Below are 21,515 nucleotides of genomic sequence, written 5' to 3'. Positions count from 1 at the left end.
TCATGCTTCTTTTAATTGCGGTTGTTTTTTTAAAAGAATGACAAATAGACTTGCGAGGAAACAAAATCCTCCTGCCAGCAAAAAGGCCATTTTATATGAGCCAAATGCGCTGTAGAATACCCCCCCGTAGTAGGCAGCTACTGCAGCCCCAACTTGGTGAAATGCTACCATCCAACCGTACATCATTGCGCTTTTTTCTATACCGAAGCGTTGGCGTGTTATGCCAATTGTCGGTGGGACGGTTGCAATCCAATCTAGCCCATAAAAAATGGCAAAAATCATTAGCCATGCATAGGAACCTGTGGAAAGTGCATAGGGAAGTGCGAGTAGCGAAAATCCTCGTAATGAATAATACCAAAATAGTAACCACCGATTATCAAACCGATCGGATAACCAGCCTGATAATGTAGTACCGATTAAATCAAATATACCCATAAAGGACAACATTGCGGCCGCTGTAACGACAGGGATGCCAAAGCTAATGCAATATGAAATGAAGTGAGTCCCTATTAAACCACTTGTCGATAAACCACAAATAAAAAAACTACCTGCCAAGAGCCAAAATTCCTTCGCCTTCAATCCTTCAATAAGTGAAGATATTGCCATAGCAAAAGGATTTCCTGTCGAGCGAACCGGCTCTACTAGACCATCATGACCATAAGGAGCGATCTGTCTTTCAATCGGATAGCTGTACATAAATATAGAGATGATGATGATCATCAAGAGACTTAATACAAAAATTAAAGCAATGGCTGTTTGCCAAGAATAACGATCTACTAATGCTGCAAGTACCGGCAATAAAATTAATTGTCCTGTAGCGGTTGCGGCGGTTAAAATCCCTACTGCCAGCCCTCTACGTTTAACGAACCAGCGATTGGCAACTTGTGTACTTAATACTGTTAAGAATAAACTAGAGCCAATCCCCATCATGATGCCCCATATAAGTATTAGCTGCCATTCTTTTTGCATGATGAAGGTACTGGCTAGTGCGAAAGAAAGCAACGTCATTGATCCAAGCATCATGCGTTTTAAGCCATATTTCTCAACGAATGCAGCCATAAAAGGACCCGAAAATCCATATAAAAATAAAGATACAGCAAAAGCCATTGAAATAGAGGGGCGGCTCCAGCCAAACTCTTGCTCAAAAGGATTAATGAATACCCCAGCTGATGAGCGGATAATACCAGCTACAATAATAGATATAAATGTTACAGCTAATATAATCCAACTATAATGCCATTTTTTCAACATTCTACCCCCATATAGACAAAAATGCCCCCATAATATTAGGGAGCATTTTCACTTTAGTAACTTTTATTGGTTGTCTTCCTGGAATTTAACCATGAATTCAGAAAGGGCCAAGCAAGTTTCTACTGGTACAGCATTGTATGCAGAAGCGCGGCAGCCACCTACAGAACGGTGACCATTTAAACCAACGAATCCAGCTTCTTTTGCTTCAGCTAAAAACTTCTTTTCCAGCTCTTCGTCAGCAACGCGGAAAGTAATATTCATCAATGAACGGGATTCTTTTGTTGCATGCCCAAAGTAGAAGCCGTTTGAGTTGTCGATTGCATCATAAATGTATTTTGCTTTTTCCTCGTTACGTTGTTCTATAACTTCTAAGCCACCTTGTTCTTCCATCCATTTTAAAACTTCACCTAACATGTAAATTCCGAAAGTAGGGGGTGTATTGTATAAAGAATTATTTTTAGAATGCGTTGTGTATTTTAACATTGTAGGAATGTTAGAATTTGCACTTTCTAATAGGTCTTTACGAATGATTACTACTGTTACACCAGATGGACCAAGGTTTTTTTGTGCCCCTGCATAAATCATTGCAAAGTTCGAAACATCTACTTTTTTAGATAAAATATCAGAAGACATATCTGCAATTAATGGAATATCACCTGTGTTAGGGAATGTCTTCCACTGAGTACCGAAAATCGTATTGTTTGATGTTAGGTGAACATATGCAGAATCTTTATCAATTTGGATGTCTGAAAGAGCAGGGATATTTTTATAGTTATTTTCTTTTGAACTTGCCGCTAAAACTGGTGTACCGAATAATGCCGCTTCTTTAAAAGCCTTTTCTGACCAAGCACCAGTTTGAATATAGCTCGCTTTTTGACCTTCTTTTAAGAAGTTCATTGGAATCATGGAAAACTGTAGGCTTGCTCCGCCTTGTAAAAATAATACTTCATAGTTTTCCGGTATTTCATATAACTTCCGTAGACGTGCAATGGCTTCATTATGTACTTCTTCAAATGCTGCACTTCGGTGACTTAATTCCATTACTGACATGCCAGTACCTTTGAAATCAATTAGTTCTGCTTGTGCTTTTTGTAAAACTTCAAGTGGTAATGCAGATGGACCTGCATTAAAGTTATATGCGCGTTTTGTTGTTATCGTCAATGGAAACACTCCTTATGTTAGTTAATTCGTATAAATAGATAATATACTCTTTTCTTATAAATGTGTGAAAATTCTTTGAATTCTTTTCCTGAAAAGCATAAATGAGAAGAACTAACGACAAATATAAGAATTTTTGTACAATATGAAATACTAATGTTCGTGTTTAAGAGAATTAGCTTTAACTTAGACATAACATAATTTTGTGAATCATATTATCTCGTCCTGAACTTGTTTAAAGGCTATATTTATGCCAGTATAGAGGAGATGAATGACTGGAGGTTATATGAAATGGAACAATTACCAAAGTGTCCTGAATGTGGCTCGGAGTATACGTATGAAGATGGACAAAATTACGTATGTCCAGAATGTGCACATGAGTGGTCCCAAACAGCAGAAGAAGTAGAAGAAGGAATAGTTGCTCGCGATGCTAATGGAAATCTTTTAACAGATGGGGATACCGTTACAGTTATTAAAGATTTAAAAGTAAAAGGGAGCTCATCAACGCTAAAAATTGGTACTCGTGTTAAAAACATTCGTCTTGTGGAAGGCGATCATAATATTGACTGTAAAATTGATGGCTTTGGTGCAATGAAACTAAAATCTGAATTCGTAAAGAAAAACTAAAAAATGCGAGACCCATTTTAACCACGGGTCTCGCATTTTTCATGTAGTAATTATTCAGCAGTAAAGCTAGAAAATGCGTCTTTTAGATCTTCATCTTTAACATCTATTTTAGCGCCTTTAATTAATTCAGCCATTTTTGCGTTCCAATCACCTTTTGTGGCAACGATTGATTCACGGATTTCTTCTTTTTTCTCGTCAAGAGTACCGTAATCTTTAACAGCACGTTTTTCTTGTACTTGAATAATGTGGAAACCGTGTTGAGTTTGTACTGGTTTACTGATTTCATCAACTTTTAATGCATAAGCTGCATCATTGAATTCAGGCACCATCGTACCGACTGTGAACCAGCCTAAATCTCCACCTTGTTGACCAGAACCTGGATCAGTTGAAAACTCTTTAGCTAATTCTGCAAAATCTTCACCAGCATTTAGCTTTTCGATGATTTCATTTGCAGTTGCTTCATCTTCAACTAAAATATGACGGGCATTCAATTCTTGAGAAGCTTGGTCATAATATTTTTGGATTTCTTCATCAGTTACTTCAACATCTTCAGTAGCTTTTTGTTGTAACAAAGTGAAACGGATATTTGTTTTTAGCATTTCTTCCGTTAAATTGCTCTGTGCTAATGCAGCTTCGTAGCCTTCGCCATACTGCTCTTTTACAGTAGCTAATTCCTTTTCGATTTCTTCATCTGTCACTTTATATTTATCATTTAAAATTCTTTCAACTACAACTTGCTGTAATAATTGATCCCCAGCAATGTCTTTCATTGAGTTATAAAATTCCTCTTGAGTAATGTCGCCTACATTTGTTGATACGACAACTTCATCTCCAGGATTACTACATGCAGCTAAACCTATTGAAGCTGCAACTGTTAATGCGAAAAGAGTTTTTTTCATGTGAATACGCCCCTAACTTAACTTTTATGCAATTGTAACTATAACATAAACGAATTAAAAACAAAAATGGTTGCATGGAAATGAGTGCCCAAGTTACGTGAAAGAAAGTGCATACGATAATTAGGAAAGGAAAGGAGGTGGCAAGTTATGGGCGGCGGAGGTTATAACGGCGGAGGCTACGGTAATGGCTCTGGATTTGCGCTTTTAGTTGTTTTATTTATCTTGTTAATTATCGTAGGCGCAGCGTTTATTTACTAAAAAAAAAGTGGTAAAAATCGAATTTTCGATTTTTACCACTTTTCAATTGAATACAGATTCATTTAGACAGCAAGCAGCACTTCAACATACAAACTTACGAGTAAAATTGTAATTAGAACATTTATCGTACGGAAAATTTTTGGTTGTTTTTCTTCTGGAATTTCACGGCGACTACATAAGGCAGCAGTCATTCGATTTATTTGGAATAAGTATATTACTGAAAATAAGATGACAACGAGTAGTAACAAATTTATTCCTCCCCTCTAAAGCGTCAATAAAAACTATAAATCAAGTGGTACTAAAATTTCATAACCTCTTGGCGTCTCTTCAATTATAGCATTGTTTGGTGCAGACATTAAATTTTTCACATATAAAAAATCCATAAGACAAATACTGCAATGTAACGCAAGCAGTCCGCTAAAGTAATGTGCATATTGGGGAATTGAAAAGCCCCCGATTACTAAGCATGTATTAATTATGATAAAAGGCGTAACCAATGCAAAAATATAGGATTTTTTTGGGATACCATTTTCTAAGCGCATATTAATGACTGGAATAAAATAATATTGGATTTTCAATCGAAGTATAAGTGATTTTTTATATTGAAATAAAGCGATATAATGCAAAAATTTGTGTAAAGGATAAAGAAACGGTATTGCTAAGAAAACTAACCACAAATAATGATCAATATGCTGACCATTGAAGTTAAAACTAAATGCAATGTATGAAAAGCAAAAAACCAGTATGAAAAGCGTTATTCCCAATAAAAATAATCGTGTTGTACCGTATTCGCGTTCAATATTAATCGTTTTCCAACAATGCATGTTACCCCCCCTAAAACAAAATGGATAACGATTTACTTTATTTTTCCATTAAATATTAAGATTTAAACATTAAACTAACTATAATGAAAGAAAAAAGAAATGTCACCAATTTAAATTGACGGCATTTCTTTTAATTGAATTATTTAAGTAGTTGGTATACTCGGTTTTCCTGAATCGTCCAGTGTCTCTTTAAAATTAAAGAAAGAGCGTTCGAAAATTTCAATGAAGTCATCACCGTAAATATTGCGAATAACAGCCATTACATCTAAAAACTCAGGGAATCTTCCATATAGTTCTTTTAATGGCAACGCACCTAATAAAATAGAATGCTCTGTATCGTGATAGTGGTCATACATACGTAAAATAAGTTCAGAGCCCTTTTCAGTCAACTCGACATATGTATTACGTTTGTCTTCATCACGTTTTGAGAAAGTGAGTAATCCACGTTCTTCCAATTTTTTTGAAAAGTTGAAAGCAGTAGATACATGCATGACGCCGAATTTAGCTACATCCGAAATCGAGGCGCCTTTCAAATGATATGAAATCCATAAAATATGATGTTCATTAATGTTTAAATCGAAAGGTTTAATCCATGTTTGCCAATCTTTTTCAATAGCTTTCCAAAGAGCTTTTGATAGCTGCGCGACTCTTTGGCTGAACAGCATAGCCTCTCTTTGTGAGTATAAATCTTCTGTCAAAGCAATCACCTTCTTCTTTCATTATCATTATAAAAATATTATAGCAATAAAAGAAAAGACTTTAAAGTTAGAAAAATGGAATAATTGAACATTGCTTGAAATATACTACAAAAAGATAATTTTAGGATTTAATTAACTGTTTTTGTAAATAGGACAAGGACTAAAGTGCTACGTGATAATATTTGCTCATTGGGCGTTATTTTTGTTTGAAGGGATATTTTTCTCGATTTCACTTATAGAATTCTGTAAATTTTCAATTTCTTGTTTTAGTAATGCTGTTTCTGGCTCGATTTCCGTTTTAAAAGATGCTAAATTATCTTTTAATTCATTTATTATACTAGGCATATTATTCTGGGCTTCTGCCTTTAAAGTTGTAATGGATTGTTTTACATTATTCAATTCGCCTTGTACTTCATGAAGTTTAGATTTAATATTTTTAGTATTGGCTATAAGGTTTTTCCTTAATTCAGTACCTGATTGTGGTGTGGAAAATAAAATAACTGCAGCACCGCTGACAATTCCTGTTGTGACCCCTAATAAAAATGATTTTACTTTCATAATGTTTCCCTCACTTTTTAATATTTCTATATCCAAATCTTTTTCCCAATCCATCTACCAATAAACATTTAAAATAGGATTTAGGATGGAGAGGCAAATTAGTTCATACAAAAACCAGCATTTTGTATGGAAAAGATGCTGGTATCATTGGATGAGTTTATAAATGTGCTTTAATCTGCTCCGAAAGATTTGCTAGTACATCCGCCTGAAAATCCTGTTGACGACTGTTCCATTCAACGACTAAGCCGTCTGTCTCGTCATAGCGCGGTACGAAATGAAGATGATAATGAAATACAGTCTGTCCAGCAGCTGCACCATTATTGTTAATCGTGTTCATACCAGTTGGATTAAACGCTGCTTTAATCGCATTTGCCACTTTTGGTGCTGCTGCATATAAATTACGTGCAACATCCTCAGGCATTTCGAATAAATCTTTGCAATGCGTTTTAGGAATTAGTAATGTATGGCCTTTAGTTAATGGGGCAATGTCCATAAAAGCAAATACATGATCGTCTTCATAAACTTTCAAACTTGGAATTTCACCAGCGATAATTTTACAAAATAAGCAATCGTTCATTGGTTTTTTTATCTCCTTTTTCTATTATTTTTCTTTATTTTATCATAGATTATTTGGAAAACTACTTTATGTAAAGGATTTGTATTAAACGTTTAAAGAATTGTCTGATTCATTCAGTGTTCAACTTCATGAGCATTTGATAAACTTAATTTAGAAAAGAGGAGTGACGACTGTGACAATTTTACAATTGCAAAATGTAACAGGTGGTTATACGAAAAAACCTGTAATAAAAGATTTATCATTTGAAATAAAAAAAGGTGAGCTTGTTGGATTAATCGGATTAAATGGTGCCGGGAAAAGTACGACAATCAAACATATAATAGGAACACTCTTACCTCGCTCTGGAGAAATACGCCTAAACGGAGTGACGCTAAAAGAGAATTTGGACAAATACCGTTCCAGTTTTTCTTATATTCCGGAAACGCCTGTCCTTTACGAAGAACTAACATTGAAAGAACATTTACAATTAACAGCAATGGCCTATGGAATAGATGAAAAGACATTAAATGAACGTTCTGAAAGCCTATTAAAGGAATTTCGCATGGAAAAGCGTTTAAATTGGTTCCCATCGCATTTCTCAAAAGGGATGCGCCAAAAGGTAATGATTATGTGTGCTTTTTTAGTCAACCCGAGCCTTTATATTATCGATGAGCCCTTTGTTGGGTTGGATCCACTTGGTATTCAATCCTTACTGGATCAAATGGATGAAAAGAAGCGTACAGGGGCCTCGATTTTAATGTCGACACATATTTTATCTACTGCCGAAAAGCATTGTGACCGCATCATCCTTCTGCATGAAGGAAGAGTACGGGCACAAGGGACAATGGATGATTTACGTAAAGCTTTCGGCATGCAGTCTGCAACATTGGATGACTTGTACATTGCGATGACAAAGGAGCAGGACAATGAACAACATGCATAATGTATGGGCCAAGCGCTTTGAGCATTACATCGGCGAAGTGATGAAATATATGCGCTTCGTCTTTACGGGGCATATTGCAATTGTCCTTGTTTTTATTGCTGGAGCAGGGGGCTATCAATACAGTGAATGGCTAAAAGTTGTACCAACAGATTTTCCGGCTGAGTGGATTATTGCCATAATGATTGGGGCACTCTTAGCATTTAGCCGACCGGTAACATTAATAAAAGAGCCGGACCAAGTATATTTATTGCCACTTGAAAGTCAAATGCCCGGCTACTTTAAAAAAGCGATGAACTGGACATTTTGGTCGCAAGTTTTGGTGCCAGTCGTATTATGTATTATCGCGATTCCATTATTAAAGGCCGTAACCGAGCTTTCTGCAGCAGAAATTTGGATGAATGTTTTATTTATCGCGATTTTGAAATGGTTTAATGTGCGCGGGGAATTTTATTATAGATATGTGAACCGTGGACAATCAATTGGGTTGGATCGGGTTGTTCGAATTGTCATCTCGATTTTGGCCATTCAAATGATGCTAACTAACGGTTTAATCGGTATTGTATTCCTGATTATGCTTGGATTTTATAACTTTACGCTTCAGAAAAGAATGCAAAACAATCCGGTGCCATATGAACATTTTATTCGGCTTGAGCAAAACCGCATGATGAGCTTTTATCGTTTTGCGAATTACTTTACAGATGTTCCGCATCTAAAGGGATCGGTAAAACGCCGTGCTTGGTTGGATATTGCTTATAAGGCGATTAGTTTTAAAAAAGAAAATACACAGGCTTTCTTAATTTACCGTACATTTATTCGAACAGATGACCATTTCTATTTATGGGTACGTTTAACTGCCATTTCGGCGATTATAGCAATGTTTATTACACTACCGTTTGTGACGTGGATTGTTGTCGGTGCTTTGGCATTTGCAACTACTTTACAACTTAAATATGCGTTGATGTCAGCAGGGGATTTCCGAATGGATATGCTTTATCCAATTCCGAAAGATACGAGAAAGCAGGCAGTCGCAAAGTTGCTCCGTCAATTAAGTATTGTACAAGCAATAATTGTGACGCTATGTGCTGTCATGCAACCGCAATTTTACATTATTCCGGTTGTGATTATTGGCGTAAGTGAATTAACAATACGCATGTCTAAATAGATTTGATAGCACAACAATAGACTGGACATAAGCCAAAAATGCCATTTTTCTCAGGGAGAAAAATGGCATTTTTTTGCTGGCGTAAAAATTGATTTTCATTCCGGGACGCTTTCCGCGGGCACGGCCTGAGCCTGTAGTCTCAGGAGTCGCCCTCCATTCCAATCAATTTTATAAAATATCCGTTTTTAAATAAGGGCTTTTCCTTATTCAATGAAATTTCTACTTCTGTTCCAACCTCTTTGTTTACACTATAATCCTATAAAAACAATCCCCCAATTAATAGACCGGCTAAAATGACAAAGGCAGGGTGAATTTTAAATTTCTCCAAAGCAAAATAACTTGCAGCTAGTAATAGAATTGTAGGAATAAGATTATTTAATTCATAAGAAGTTTTTGCAAAATCAAATGTCAGAGAAAGCATTAAGATTGCAATAGCCGGCAATACATAACTAGACAAACGCTTTACACGTACAGAATGACGATGCTTATATAATAAGTTTAATAATAACAGCATAAGTGCGAGGGAGGGTGCTACTGTTGCAAATAGTGCAACAATACTTCCTAAAACGCCGGCCACTTCAAAACCGATATAACCTGCCATTTTGGTTGCGATTGGTCCAGGTAATGAGTTGGCAAGTGCGAATAACTCGCTGAATTCTGTTTTCGTCATCCAACCGTATTTTTGTACAACTTCATGCTCGATTAATGGAATTGCTGCCGGACCGCCACCGTAAGCAAGAATATTTGGGAAGAAAAATGCTAAAAATAAGTGGAAATAGGTCATGATATGTTTCCTCCTTTAACAGGAAGAGCAAGTGCGATTATTAATAAAGCAGCAATAACAAATCCGGGATGAATATTTAATACAATAATAGCAATGAAGCTTACAATAAAAATAATCGAAGCCAATTTAATACCAAGGGATGCTTTTGACTTTTTTATAAAATCCCATGTTAAAACACCCATCATCACGGCAACAATGGGAATAACCCCATTTGTCATACCATTTACGAAATCAGATTCGCTAAATTGCTTTAGTGAACCAAGCAATAATATTAAAAGGATGACAGTTGGAAGAACGGTTGCTACTAATGCGTTTATGAGTCCTAGCCATCCACCTACCCGAAAACCAATATAACCAGCCATCTTTGTAGCAATCGGACCAGGTAAAGTATTTCCAATTGATATAACATCAGAAAATTCCTCATCTGTCATCCACTCATAAGTTTTAACAACTTCTTTATGTACAAGAGGGATTGTAGTTGGGCCACCACCAAAGCCAAGTAATCCCGATCTGAAAAACGCAATAAAAATATGTAACTGCTTAGCCAATGTATTTCCTCCTTTAAATAAGAAAGGAGTTACCTTCATAGGAGAGATAACTCCAAAAAAGCATTATTCTTTTGATGGGGCACTGTATGTCGTAATATATGCTGATGCGTTAAACATTGACTGCAAAGCTAGAGTTGTTCCTTCGAATACTGGGGAAAATGAAGTTTTATACTCGTTGCTATTTTTCCATACTTCATAGGAAGCAGGTCCACCCCACTGGATAATAAATAAATACGTATCTGCTTTGATCGGACGGAGTAAGCGATATGCAATGACACCGTCGTTTGTATTTAATGAAGAAATAACGTCGAGAGCTTTTTTCTCGAAAACAGGACGTTCATCTGACATAATGGGCATATTGTAAAAAGTAAAATAGCCCTTCTGCTCAAATTGTCCCTTTTGTGCAATGACTTCGAAATTACGGGGTACAGCAAAAATAGACTTTTTATCGGTTTCATGTAATACAACAGAGTTACCATTTCCGTGTAATAAGATGAGCGGGTGCTTAGCGTTTTTTTCGACTAACTTTTCCATATAGTCAGGTGTACCTGAAGTTACATAAAAATTCATGGATATGACCTCCTTTTCTTTATTTAGGGGTTTGATTACGTAAACGTAATTGGTTCTATTATTTCCATTTATAAAGATGTTCAAGCTATTTGTCAAAAAGTTCTATAGCAGAAAGGACAATTTTATGACATTTAAAGAAGTAATCTATACAATTATCCTTGAAAAGCTTATAGTCGATAATGGATATCAATGACGTTTTTTTAAAAGTACAGAATAAAAATGAATTTATTTTAAGGGGTAGAAATCAAACATGATGAAATTTAATGATACATTATTACGTGCTGCTCGCGGTGAACAAGTAGAACATACGCCAGTTTGGTTTATGCGCCAGGCAGGTCGTTCGCAGCCAGAATATCGTGAAATTAAACAAAAATATTCATTAGAAGAGATTACAATGCAACCGGAACTATGTGCATATGTTACACGTTTACCCGTTGAACAATACAACGTAGATGCTGCCATTCTTTATAAAGATATTGTAACCCCTTTACCGGGTATGGGAGTAGATGTAAAAATTAAAGCGGGTATTGGACCGGTCATTTCTAACCCGATTCGTTCTGTAGCCGATGTAGAAAATTTGCGTGAGTTTAATGCAAAAGAGCATACACCTTATGTTTTAGAAACGATTAAAATGTTAACAAAAGAGCAGTTAAATGTTCCGTTAATCGGCTTTGGCGGTGCTCCGTTTACACTGGCAAGTTATATGATTGAAGGTGGTCCAAGCCGTAATTATGCAAAAACAAAATCCTTTATGGTTTCACAGCCAAAAGCTTGGATTGCGCTAATGGATAAATTAGCTGACATGATTATCGCGGATATTACAGCACAGGTAGAAGCCGGTGCAAAGGCTATTCAAATTTTCGATTCATGGGTGGGCGCATTAAATGTGGAAGATTACCGTATTTTTATTAAGCCAACAATGACTCGTATTTTTGCTGAATTACGTGCTTTAAATGTACCTTTAATACAGTTTGGTGTTGGGGCGTCACATTTAGTTAACGAATGGCATGACCTGCCAATCGATGTCGTAGGATTGGACTGGCGTTTACCGATCCGTGAAGCAGAAGCACGTGGTGTAACGAAGGCTGTTCAAGGGAACTTAGATCCTACATTATTATTGGCGGACTGGAACGTAATCGAAGCACGTGCAAAAGATATTGTCGATCAAGGTTTAGCACATACAGGCGGTCATATTTTCAACTTAGGTCACGGTGTCTTCCCGGAAGTAGATCCAGCCGTATTAAAACGACTAACAGCATTTGTACACGACTACAGCCGCGAACAAATTGCAAAGCGATAGTAATTAAACGATAAATTAAAATTTGATTATTCACTATTGTAGGTGAGAAAACTATATAGTACAAAGTTGATTGGATTGGAGGAATGACTTAATGTTTTCACTGTTAGCACAGTGAAAACATTATCCCCCGGCTAATCAAAAAACTAACTTAAAATGAAAACGTGTTTAAAAACATTCAGAGGTGATCTTACATGAAAGAAGTACGTGGATTATTAGTAATGGCATATGGTACGCCATATAAAGAAGAAGATATTGAACGTTATTATACACATATTCGTCATGGCCGTAAGCCGAGCCAAGAGCATATTGATGATTTGACAGAGCGTTACCGTGCAATTGGAGGAATTTCACCTCTTGCAAAGATGACAGAAGCACAGGCACACGCTTTATGTGCCCGTTTAAATGAAGTTCAGGACAAAGTAGAATATAAAGTATTTATCGGCTTAAAGCATATTGAACCATTTGTTGAAGATGCAGTGGAAGCGATGGTGAAAGAAGGTATTACTGAAGCGGTTTCCATCGTTTTAGCGCCACACTTCTCTACATTCTCCATTAAATCTTACAACGGACGTGCAAAAGAAGCAGCTGAAAAATTGGGTGGTACATTAAATATCACTTCTGTTGAAGCATGGTATGACGAGCCAAAATTCATTGAGTTTTGGAAAGAAGCAGTAAATGGAGAATTGGCAAAGATGTCTGAAGAAGAGCGTGCAAATGCTTGTTTAATTGTTTCAAACCACTCGTTACCAGAGAAAATCAAATTAGCTGGTGACCCGTATGAAGAACAACTAGTTGAAACAGCTCGTTTAATTAAGGATGCTTCTAATATTGTAAATGTTGAAGTAGGTTGGCAATCTGCCGGACAAACTCCTGAGCCATGGTTAGGCCCGGATGTACAGGATTTAACGAAAGAATTATTTGAACAAAAAGGTTATAAGGCATTCATCTACACTCCAGTAGGCTTTGTTACAGAACATTTAGAAGTGTTATATGATAATGATATTGAATGTAAAGTTGTATGCGATGAGATTGGCGCAAGCTATTATCGACCAACAATGCCAAATACGCACCCTTTATTTATAGACGCAATGGTAGAAGCGATAAATAAGAAAATAGCGAATTAATATAGAGAGTGATGATGAAGGTGACTTTAAAAAAGAGAAAGGTTGTTATCGTTGGCGGTGGAATCACTGGTTTAACGACGGCATACTATTTACAACAAAAAACGAAGGCGCAAAATTTACCAATAGATATTGTGCTAATCGAAGCGTCCCTGCGCTTAGGTGGTAAAATCCATACAGAGCGTAAAGATGGATATATCATTGAACGTGGACCTGAATCGTTTTTTGATACAGGTAGCAGTGTCCGTAAGTTGGCACGTGATTTAAAGATCGAACATGAAATAGTTCAAAATAATAATGGTCGAACATTCATCGCAGTTGGTAGCAAGCTACATCAAATTCCGAGTAATATTTTACTCGGAGGGTCACCTAAAATATTCTCGTTTATGACATCGAATGTCCTTTCATTAATGGGGAAATTCCGTGCAGCAGGGGATTTGTTTTTACCTAAATTACCACATGAAGCCGACGAACCGATTAGTGAGTTTTTCAGTAGACGCTTCGGTAAAGAACTTGTAGAAAATTTGGTGGAACCGGTATTGGCAGGTACATTTGCCGGTGATGTCGATCATGTTAGTATGCAATCGATGTTCCCGCAATTTTATCAGCTTGAAAATGATTATCGTAGTTTATTGGTTGGGATGAAAAAGACAGGTAAAGGAATTTACGCGCTTGTAGATACACCGGGTGAAATTCATTATGAGTCATTTGTAAATGGATTGGAGTCCTTAATTGAGACATTGGAAAACTCGTTGACCGATGTGACCATTCTTAAAGGACTGAAAGTAAATTGCATTGAAAATAATATCGATTATTCACAATCGATTGCATTAAATGATGGTACTACTATAGATGCCGATAAAGTTGTGATGACAACACCATTTAATGTGACTAAAAAAGTCTTCCCGGATTCTGATATTATGCAGCAAATGCCGGAGATGAACTATGCAACAATTGCAACGGTTACGATGGCATTTAAACCTGGGACTACAAAAAAGTATGAAGGTGCGCTTAACTTCTTCGTTTCGCGTAACAGTCATTTTGCGATAACAAGCTGTACTTGGAGTCATCAGAAGTGGGATAATATTACACCGGATGGTCATGAGCTAATACGTGTGTATATTGGACGTGTTGGTGATGAGTCTATCGTAGAGTTATCAGATAATGAAATCGAGAAAATTGTTTTGCAGGATTTGAATCGGGCGGTTGGACTCAATGCACAACCGCTGTTTACGACAGTTGCTCGCTGGAAAGAAGCTATGCCCCAATATACGATCGGTCATCAGCTGCGCATGTCTTCAATGAAGGAGCAGTTTTATGAAGAATTCCCGAATGTCTATTTGGCAGGAAGTTCATATGAGGGCATTAGTATCCCGGATTGTGTCCTACAGGGGAGAGAAACCGCGGAGCTACTGCTTGGGCAATTGTTAGAACCAAAGTTGGCAATTTAACCACTCAATATGTTGATTGAACAAAAACGCTGTATTAAAAGTATAATTGCTTTTAATGCAGCTTTTTTGGTGTGAATTTACTTTATTCGTTCACAAAATTATCCTATTGGCTTCATGCAAATTTCACATATTTTTAGTACGCTTATTGATGAGGTGCAATGACAATGAAAAAAATCATAATATATTTTTTTAGTTGCATAGTTCTTTTACTTTTAGCTAGTTGTGATAGCGAAAGAATGGAAGATATTAATCCACATCAACCTTTTGTTGCATCCCTTAATATTTTGCAGCCTTCCTTAACCTTTTACGGACAGTCAGGTGAATTAATCACGACATGGGTTTTCGAGAAAGGATATACAGGAGCAGTATTAATTGGATTTGATCAAGTATTGCTATACGGCTATCAATTGCAGCATGCGGATATTTTACAGCTTTCATCTGGGAAAAAGGTGAAGTCCATTGAAGTAGGATTAGGCATTACAAATGGTTATTATGATGAAGATACGAGCCAACTATTTTTAACAAATGGCAAAACAAATGAACTAATAAGCTATACCGAAAATGGGCAACTCAAGAAAAAAGTTAAGTTGCGCAATTATCCAATGTCAATGGCGGCGTCGAAAGATTATTTATATGTGATAAATTATAAAGATACCGTGTTATCTGTCGTACATAAAGAAAACTTAGAGGTAATCGATGAATGGCCAGTTTCAACATCTTCCCAAGGGTTGTATGTCTCGCATGAGCATCAGGAATTATGGGTTGGGGGTCATGGAATTGGAAATAAACCGAATAAATTCGTCCGTGTATATAATTTAAGTACAGGTCAGTTAAATAGAGAGTTCACGCTGCCTTTAATGCCGATTGCTTTTTCGAAAGCGGATGAAGATATCATTGTATCGAGCCACGGTTCCAATACAATTTATCGTGTTACGGCAGATGGTGATATATTGTGGCAACAGGATATTGGGGCAAATCCATTTGCAGTTGCCCAATTTCAGGATAAGTTGGTTGTTGCGGGATATGATGATCATACGCTTTATTTTTTAGATGATGGTGAAATTCAAAAGCAGGTTAAAACAAAAGAGGGACCTTTTCAATTGCTCGTAAGGGGGGATAGTCATTGACAACTATTTTAATAGTAGATGATGAAGAAAATATGCGCCAATTAATCGATGTTATTTTAACGAAATCCGGATTTCAAACGGTGCAGGCAGCAAATGGCGCTGAAGCATATTTTATATTGTCCCAGCAGCAGGTGGATTTAGTTTTGCTTGATGTGATGATGCCAGGGGAAGATGGATTTGCTGTTTGTGAAGCAATGCAGGCTATGGCAAAAGTTCCTATTATTTTTTTGACAGCCCGCGATGCAAACGAAGATAAGGTAAAGGGTCTAATGATAGGGGGCGATGATTATATTGTCAAACCCTTCACTGCCGATGAATTAGTCGCGCGCATATTTGCGGTGTTAAGAAGGGTTGGAGCAGTAAGTGAACAGCCACCAATCCAATACTTGCGCCGAGGTATCTTAAAAATGGATGAAGTTTCACGGAAAGTATACATCGAACAGGATGCCGTATTGTTAACTTTAAAGGAATTTGAGCTTTTGCATTTATTTATGTTAAAACCGGGTATCGTCTATACGCGCGAGCAACTTTTGGAACGAATTTGGGATATTGATTATGCAGGTGGAGCTCGTACAGTGGATACTCATATTAAAACATTGAGGCTAAAATTGAGCAAAAAATCGAAAGAAGCGAGTGAATACATCCAAACAGTATGGGGTGTAGGCTATCGCTTTGAACATACGACATGAAAAAAATATCTTCAAAGCTCTGGCTATTAATGGTGTTATTTTTAAGTGCAACCATCATCTTTATGTACATATTTACAAACTTTTTATATGAACAGCTTTACGTGGAAGATACGAAAAGCACAATGATTGAAACAGGTGAGAAGCTACAGACGAAATATAGTGGAGGCAAAGTATCGGATCAGTTAATCGCCGATATTGAACAGTTTGCCGCAATGTCTAATCTTGAAATATTCGCTGTCCGAAACCCGAGGGAATTAAGTGCATGTGTGCCATTTGATATTGACTATGATGCATTAATTGGACCGGATGAGCGGAAACAATTACTGCTAGGGAATGCTGTAACAAAGATAGGATATGAGGAGCGGTTTGATCGGCAAATAATATCAGTCATTCTCCCGTTTACAGATCAAAATCGGCTAGAAGGCATTCTTTACATCTATTATCCGTTAGCCAAAATTTCGGAATTGGCAAAAGAAGAAGTGATTTTACTCATAACAGGGGCAATTATGTTTTTGCTTGTAGCGGGCTTTTTCGTCTATCAAGGAATGCGGAAAATTTTACAGCCATTAGACACATTGCAGCATGCCGTAAATCAAATGACTGCTGGGGATTACAATGTACGGGTCAATGTTTCAGTAAATGATGAAATTGGGCATTTATCTTCCGCTTTCAACCAAATGGCAGATGCAATTCAGCAAGATGACGAAGCACAAAAATCCTTTTTAGCAACAGTTTCACATGAGCTTCGTACACCGATTAGCTATGTAAAAGGGTATAGTGAAGCCATACAAAAAGGAATAATCGATGAAGCTAAGCGGGATGAAGCGATTCGGTTAATTGCGAAAGAAGCTACAAGGATGGAGCGCCTGACGAATGAACTCATGCAGCTGGCACGTAAGGAAGACAGCCAGGCAGAATCGTATTTTGATATGCTTGTCTTTGCAGAAACTATCCGTGATGCCATTCGTTTAGTACAACAAAAGGCAAATGAAAAAAATATTCAATTTGTTCAACAATTAAATGAAGAAATAATTGTCATTGGTGATGAAGAAAAACTAAAGCAAGTTTTTATTAACATCCTTGAAAACGCAATACACTATTCAACTGATCATTCTAGCATTCGTGTAGAATCTTCTATAGTAGAATCATATGCAGTTTTAACGATTACTGATTATGGGATAGGTATTCCACCTGAAGATCTGCCTCATGTGACGGAGCGATTTTACCGTGTGAATAAAGCGCGGAGCCGATCAGACGGCGGAAGTGGTCTAGGATTATCGATAGTGGAGCAAATTGTCAAACAGCATAAAGGAAAATTGAAAATCAAAAGTATATTAGGTGAAGGGGCAGCCGTAAGTGTCATGTTCCCTTTAATGGAGGAAGAATGATGAAAAAATGGTTATATAGTTTAGTTGCAGTACCTTTCGTATTATTCGGTTGTGGTGATGAAGAGGTGGAAACACTAGATACCGCTGAAGTGCCGGCATTTGTCGATGTACAAATTCAAACTGCAGAGCAATTAAACGCAGGAGAAGCCGTTCAGCTTGCAGCACGTGTCACGCAGGAGGAAGAAGCTGTGAATGACGCACAGGAAGTAAAGTTTGAAGTATGGGAGTCCGGGTTTAGGGATGATGGAGAGATGTTGGACGGGCAACTAACAGAGGATGGAATATATATGGCTGACTATACATTCGGTCATGATGGAGTATATTATATGTTTGCCCATACGACGGCTCGCGGAATGCATGTTATGCCAAAGCAAAAGCTAATTGTAGGAAATCCTGATATGAGTAAAGTAGTCGAAGATACAAGCTCGAATTCAATGGAACATGGGTCAAGCCATGAAGGTGATGAAGAGGATGAAGAAAAAGATGAGCATGGACATTAATTGATTGCAAAATGAAATGAACGGTGTATAATAATGACTGGATGACCGATGTGGTATTCTGGTCATTTTTGATTTTAAAATTAATTATTAGAATGCTACTTTTTTTGAGGAGGTGGATTTATGGATCGTCGACATGAAATTCTACTGGGCGCAACAAAGTCTTTTACTTTATTTGGCTATAAAGCAACAACGATTGAACAAGTTGCTAAAATTGCTAATGTCGGGAAAGGGACAATTTATACGTTTTTCAAAAATAAAGAAGAGCTGTTTCAGGAAGTGGTATTCCATTTAATCAATGAAATGAAGCACGAAACAGATCGGCTAATTGATACAAATGCAAGCTTTATGCAAAATGCGCATACAGCATTGATGAAAATGCTGCAATTCCGCGAACGACATTTACTGTTTGCTAAACTAATAGAAGAGGAAACAGCGCTAGGCACTCCTGAAGTACAGCAAATGTTGTTGAAAATCGAATCGGAAATCATTTCATATGTATCAATGCGTATTCGTAATGGCATTGCAAAAGATGAGATTATTGAATGTAACCCTGAGCATGTAGCCTTTTTGTTGTTTAAATCGTATTTAGCTTTTATTGTAGACTGGCAGTTGACACATAATGAGCCACTCAACGAACAAGAAATTTTGACATTATTCAGCGAAACCCTTTTCAGAGGTTTGGCAAAGAAAAAGTAATAGTCACTTCCTAGTGGAGTGGTTTCTTTTTACCAAGAAATGACCAAATGACGATTTCGGTCATATAGTTTTAAAGGAGGAAATTAGTGTGATAAAAGCAGAATGGCTGAAGATCTTTAAAACAAAGAAAATGCTTATTTCAGTTATTGCCGTTCTTTTTGTTCCTGTCATGTACAGTGGGATGTTCTTATGGGCATTTTGGGATCCATATGCTAATTTAGAAAGCATGCCGGTAGCCATTGTTAATGAAGACAAAGGGGCTATGATGGATGACAAAACAATGGAGCTCGGTCAAACATTGGTCGACAAGCTCATAGATAGTGAGCAGTTCCAGTTTGAGGAAGTAGATGTAAAGGAAGCAGACCAAAAATTATTGGATCAAAAATATTATATTTTAATTAAAATTCCGGAAAATTTCTCGGAGCATGCAACAACATTATTAGATGATCAACCACAAAAATTGGTTATCGATTATATTCCAAATGAAGGCTTTAACTTTTTAAGTGCACAAATTGGTGAAACTGCAATGGACCGCATTAAGGCGGAAGTAAATATGCAAGTTTCAGCAACATATGCCGAAAAGTTATTTGATTCCATTACACAGCTGGGTGACGGTTTTGTCGAGGCGGCAGATGGTGCAGGAGAACTAGATAAAGGTGTTGCGAAGCTGGCAGATGGCGCTGATGAGCTGAAGGGCTATTTAGAGCAATTGGCATCAAGTACTGTTGAATTGTCAGACGGTACAGGCACATTAACAGCTGGTGCGAAAAATGCTGCGGCAGGTGCAAAGGAATTAGCAACAGGTGTAGCAAAAATTGCTGATGGTAGCAATCAATTGTCAGCAGGAGCAAAATCAGCAGCAGATGGCGCGAATACTCTGCAACAAGGTATTGAAAGCTATACAAATGGTATAGATCAAGTAGCAAACGGTCAAAAGGAAATTACATCAGGCCAAGCAAGCTTAGTAGAAAGCTTGAAGTTGCTAACACAAGGTACAGCAAACATTGATGACAAAGTTAAAGCGTTGGCAGATGGATCTGCAAATGTAGCAGGTGGGATGGATAAATTAGCGAGCCAATTAGAAGCTATCCTTCCAATGCTACCAGAAGAAAATCAAGAAGCTTTAAAAACAGCACTCGCACAGTTACAAGTTGGCAGTAAAGAATTAAGCGGTGGTTTAGGTCAGTTACATGAAGGCGTAAATGGGCTTGATGATAAAATTGCCATGATTAGTGAGGGTGCGAATAAATTAAATGCAGGACAACTAGAAGTAAATGCCGGTGTTGCACAATTAAAGCAAAATTCGGCACAGCTAGTTGCAGGAGCTAGTTCATTATCTGAAGGCAACACAACAATTGCAGGGAAATTAGACGAATTAAGCAAAGGTGCATTGAATGCCGCAACAGGTGCCAACTCATTGGCGCAGGGTTTAAACACATTAGTGGATGGTTCTAATAAATTAAGCGATGGCACAAGCTTATTAGCTGAAAAATCAGGTGAGTTAGCGCAAGGTTCGACTACTTTAGTAAATGGCACGAAAGAGTTAAAGGATGGGACGAAAACATTATCTGGAAAGTTAACAGAAGCAAGCGAGAAAGTACAAGTTAATCCAACTGAAGATACGTATAATATGGTAGGCTCTCCTGTGGAAATAGAAAAGGAATCAGTAAATCACGTACCTAACTACGGTACAGGTTTTGCACCATACTTCATTTCATTAGGATTATTCGTTGGAGCATTATTAATTTCAATCGTGTTCCCATTCGTTGAACCAGCTATTATACCGAAAAACAGTGCAAGCTGGTTTATAAGTAAAGTGACGGTATTAATCGGTGTAGGATTAGTGCAATCCTTCATTACGATTGCAATTGTCGTTTGGGGGCTTGGTCTTGAGGTCAATAGTATGCCACTATTTATTCTGACAACGATTTTAACAAGCTTTACATTTTTAGCGATGGTTCAATTATTAGTGTCATTGTTCGGCGATCCAGGACGATTTATTGCAATTGTTGTACTAATACTTCAATTAACAACAAGTGCGGGTACGTTCCCAATCGAGCTAGTACCGGAGCAATTGCACTTCTTTAATAAAATTTTACCAATGACATTCTCTGTGCAAGGCTTTAAAGCAGCTATTTCAACAGGTGATACAACATTCTTGATGTTCAACTGGTCGATTTTAGGTACAGTAATGTTCTCATGCTTGGCAATCACATTCAGTTATTTTGCATTACTTTATAAAAAACGCTATTCAAAACATCATACAGAAGCTTAGAGATAAGAAGCATGGATTCAAGGGTAACCCGAATCCATGCTTATTTTTTGCGGACAGAAAAAACCACGAGCATTGAGCGGGCTCGTGGTTCATGTAAGCTATTATAGGTTCATCTTTTATCTAAGATGAAGG

24 protein-coding genes are annotated in these 21,515 nt (G+C 37.2%); 13 read left to right on the top strand and 11 right to left on the bottom strand.

Annotated features, from left to right (window positions below):
• Together H9632_RS12665 and serC are read right to left on the bottom strand one after the other, a co-directional pair.
• Complete coding sequence (locus H9632_RS12665) at positions 1-1,248, bottom strand: MFS transporter (protein WP_191704433.1); 1,248 nt, start codon at positions 1,246-1,248, stop codon at positions 1-3.
• 66 nt (positions 1,249-1,314) lie between these two features.
• Positions 1,315-2,412: a 3-phosphoserine/phosphohydroxythreonine transaminase gene (gene serC, locus H9632_RS12660; protein ID WP_191704432.1), complete on the bottom strand. Its 1,098-nt coding sequence runs from the start codon at positions 2,410-2,412 to the stop codon at positions 1,315-1,317.
• Positions 2,413-2,700: 288 nt separating this feature from the next.
• On the opposite strand from serC, the gene H9632_RS12655 reads away from it, so the two are divergent.
• A complete protein-coding gene (locus H9632_RS12655; RefSeq protein ID WP_191704431.1) occupies positions 2,701-3,036 on the top strand; it encodes a zinc ribbon domain-containing protein YjdM in 336 nt (111 codons plus the stop codon).
• A gap of 50 nt (positions 3,037-3,086) precedes the next feature.
• Here H9632_RS12655 and H9632_RS12650 read toward each other — a convergent pair whose 3' ends face one another.
• Positions 3,087-3,935, bottom strand: a complete 849-nt coding sequence (locus tag H9632_RS12650; RefSeq protein ID WP_191704430.1) for a peptidylprolyl isomerase — start codon at positions 3,933-3,935, stop codon at positions 3,087-3,089.
• A gap of 147 nt (positions 3,936-4,082) precedes the next feature.
• Here H9632_RS12650 and H9632_RS12645 point away from each other — a divergent pair, with 147 nt between their 5' ends.
• A complete protein-coding gene (locus H9632_RS12645) occupies positions 4,083-4,193 on the top strand; it encodes a YjcZ family sporulation protein (protein WP_191704429.1) in 111 nt (36 codons plus the stop codon).
• A gap of 62 nt (positions 4,194-4,255) precedes the next feature.
• On the opposite strand, the gene H9632_RS12640 is transcribed toward H9632_RS12645, so the two are convergent.
• The 5 genes from H9632_RS12640 to H9632_RS12620 form a co-directional block, all read right to left on the bottom strand.
• Entirely contained in the window at positions 4,256-4,441 is a 186-nt protein-coding gene (locus H9632_RS12640; protein WP_191699486.1) for a hypothetical protein, read from the bottom strand.
• A 33-nt stretch (positions 4,442-4,474) separates the two neighbouring features.
• Positions 4,475-5,017 carry a DUF3267 domain-containing protein gene (locus H9632_RS12635; RefSeq protein ID WP_191704428.1) on the bottom strand — a complete coding sequence of 181 codons (543 nt, stop codon included), beginning with the start codon at positions 5,015-5,017 and terminating at the stop codon, positions 4,475-4,477.
• A gap of 143 nt (positions 5,018-5,160) precedes the next feature.
• Positions 5,161-5,721, bottom strand: a complete 561-nt coding sequence (locus H9632_RS12630) for an HTH-type transcriptional regulator Hpr (RefSeq protein WP_191704448.1) — start codon at positions 5,719-5,721, stop codon at positions 5,161-5,163.
• A gap of 180 nt (positions 5,722-5,901) precedes the next feature.
• Positions 5,902-6,273, bottom strand: coding sequence for a YtxH domain-containing protein (locus tag H9632_RS12625; protein WP_191704427.1), 372 nt, complete (start codon positions 6,271-6,273; stop codon positions 5,902-5,904).
• Between the two features lie 157 nt (positions 6,274-6,430).
• Entirely contained in the window at positions 6,431-6,862 is a 432-nt protein-coding gene (locus H9632_RS12620) for an HIT family protein (RefSeq protein WP_318247699.1), read from the bottom strand.
• A gap of 160 nt (positions 6,863-7,022) precedes the next feature.
• Here H9632_RS12620 and H9632_RS12615 point away from each other — a divergent pair, with 160 nt between their 5' ends.
• The gene (locus H9632_RS12615) at positions 7,023-7,772 is read left to right on the top strand and encodes an ABC transporter ATP-binding protein (RefSeq protein ID WP_191704425.1); all 750 of its coding nucleotides are present in this window, start codon (positions 7,023-7,025) and stop codon (positions 7,770-7,772) included.
• Positions 7,756-8,934 (top strand): ABC transporter permease, encoded by a 1,179-nt coding sequence (locus tag H9632_RS12610; RefSeq protein WP_191704424.1) that lies wholly within the window; start codon positions 7,756-7,758, stop codon positions 8,932-8,934. Before H9632_RS12615 ends, H9632_RS12610 begins: the two co-directional genes overlap by 17 nt.
• 256 nt (positions 8,935-9,190) lie before the next feature.
• On the opposite strand, the gene H9632_RS12605 is transcribed toward H9632_RS12610, so the two are convergent.
• The 3 genes from H9632_RS12605 to H9632_RS12595 form a co-directional block, all read right to left on the bottom strand.
• Positions 9,191-9,718, bottom strand: a complete 528-nt coding sequence (locus H9632_RS12605; protein WP_191704423.1) for a chromate transporter — start codon at positions 9,716-9,718, stop codon at positions 9,191-9,193.
• Entirely contained in the window at positions 9,715-10,266 is a 552-nt protein-coding gene (locus H9632_RS12600) for a chromate transporter (protein WP_191704422.1), read from the bottom strand. Before H9632_RS12600 ends, H9632_RS12605 begins: the two co-directional genes overlap by 4 nt.
• 63 nt (positions 10,267-10,329) lie before the next feature.
• Positions 10,330-10,836, bottom strand: a complete 507-nt coding sequence (locus H9632_RS12595; RefSeq protein ID WP_191704421.1) for an antibiotic biosynthesis monooxygenase — start codon at positions 10,834-10,836, stop codon at positions 10,330-10,332.
• A 250-nt stretch (positions 10,837-11,086) separates the two neighbouring features.
• On the opposite strand from H9632_RS12595, the gene hemE reads away from it, so the two are divergent.
• From hemE to H9632_RS12550, 9 genes are all read left to right on the top strand, one after another.
• Positions 11,087-12,136 carry a uroporphyrinogen decarboxylase gene (gene hemE / locus H9632_RS12590; protein ID WP_191704420.1) on the top strand — a complete coding sequence of 350 codons (1,050 nt, stop codon included), beginning with the start codon at positions 11,087-11,089 and terminating at the stop codon, positions 12,134-12,136.
• 191 nt (positions 12,137-12,327) lie between these two features.
• Complete coding sequence (gene hemH, locus H9632_RS12585; RefSeq protein WP_191704419.1) at positions 12,328-13,260, top strand: ferrochelatase; 933 nt, start codon at positions 12,328-12,330, stop codon at positions 13,258-13,260.
• A gap of 14 nt (positions 13,261-13,274) precedes the next feature.
• Positions 13,275-14,708: a protoporphyrinogen oxidase gene (gene hemG, locus H9632_RS12580; protein WP_191704418.1), complete on the top strand. Its 1,434-nt coding sequence runs from the start codon at positions 13,275-13,277 to the stop codon at positions 14,706-14,708.
• 164 nt (positions 14,709-14,872) lie between these two features.
• The gene (locus tag H9632_RS12575) at positions 14,873-15,835 is read left to right on the top strand and encodes a YncE family protein (RefSeq protein ID WP_191704417.1); all 963 of its coding nucleotides are present in this window, start codon (positions 14,873-14,875) and stop codon (positions 15,833-15,835) included.
• Positions 15,832-16,524, top strand: a complete 693-nt coding sequence (locus H9632_RS12570; protein WP_191704416.1) for a response regulator transcription factor — start codon at positions 15,832-15,834, stop codon at positions 16,522-16,524. The genes H9632_RS12575 and H9632_RS12570 overlap by 4 nt, the downstream gene beginning before the upstream one ends.
• Positions 16,521-17,912 carry a sensor histidine kinase gene (locus tag H9632_RS12565; RefSeq protein WP_191704415.1) on the top strand — a complete coding sequence of 464 codons (1,392 nt, stop codon included), beginning with the start codon at positions 16,521-16,523 and terminating at the stop codon, positions 17,910-17,912. Before H9632_RS12570 ends, H9632_RS12565 begins: the two co-directional genes overlap by 4 nt.
• Positions 17,912-18,412, top strand: coding sequence for a FixH family protein (locus H9632_RS12560; protein ID WP_191704414.1), 501 nt, complete (start codon positions 17,912-17,914; stop codon positions 18,410-18,412). Before H9632_RS12565 ends, H9632_RS12560 begins: the two co-directional genes overlap by 1 nt.
• Positions 18,413-18,532: 120 nt before the next feature.
• Positions 18,533-19,108 carry a TetR/AcrR family transcriptional regulator gene (locus H9632_RS12555; protein ID WP_191704413.1) on the top strand — a complete coding sequence of 192 codons (576 nt, stop codon included), beginning with the start codon at positions 18,533-18,535 and terminating at the stop codon, positions 19,106-19,108.
• An 88-nt stretch (positions 19,109-19,196) separates the two neighbouring features.
• Positions 19,197-21,383, top strand: a complete 2,187-nt coding sequence (locus tag H9632_RS12550) for a YhgE/Pip family protein (RefSeq protein WP_191704412.1) — start codon at positions 19,197-19,199, stop codon at positions 21,381-21,383.
• Positions 21,384-21,515 lie beyond the last annotated feature (132 nt).

The organism is Solibacillus merdavium, assembly GCF_014836935.1.
Lineage (GTDB): Bacteria > Bacillota > Bacilli > Bacillales_A > Planococcaceae > Solibacillus > Solibacillus ferritrahens.
This window is presented reverse-complemented; position numbering and strand designations above follow the sequence as displayed.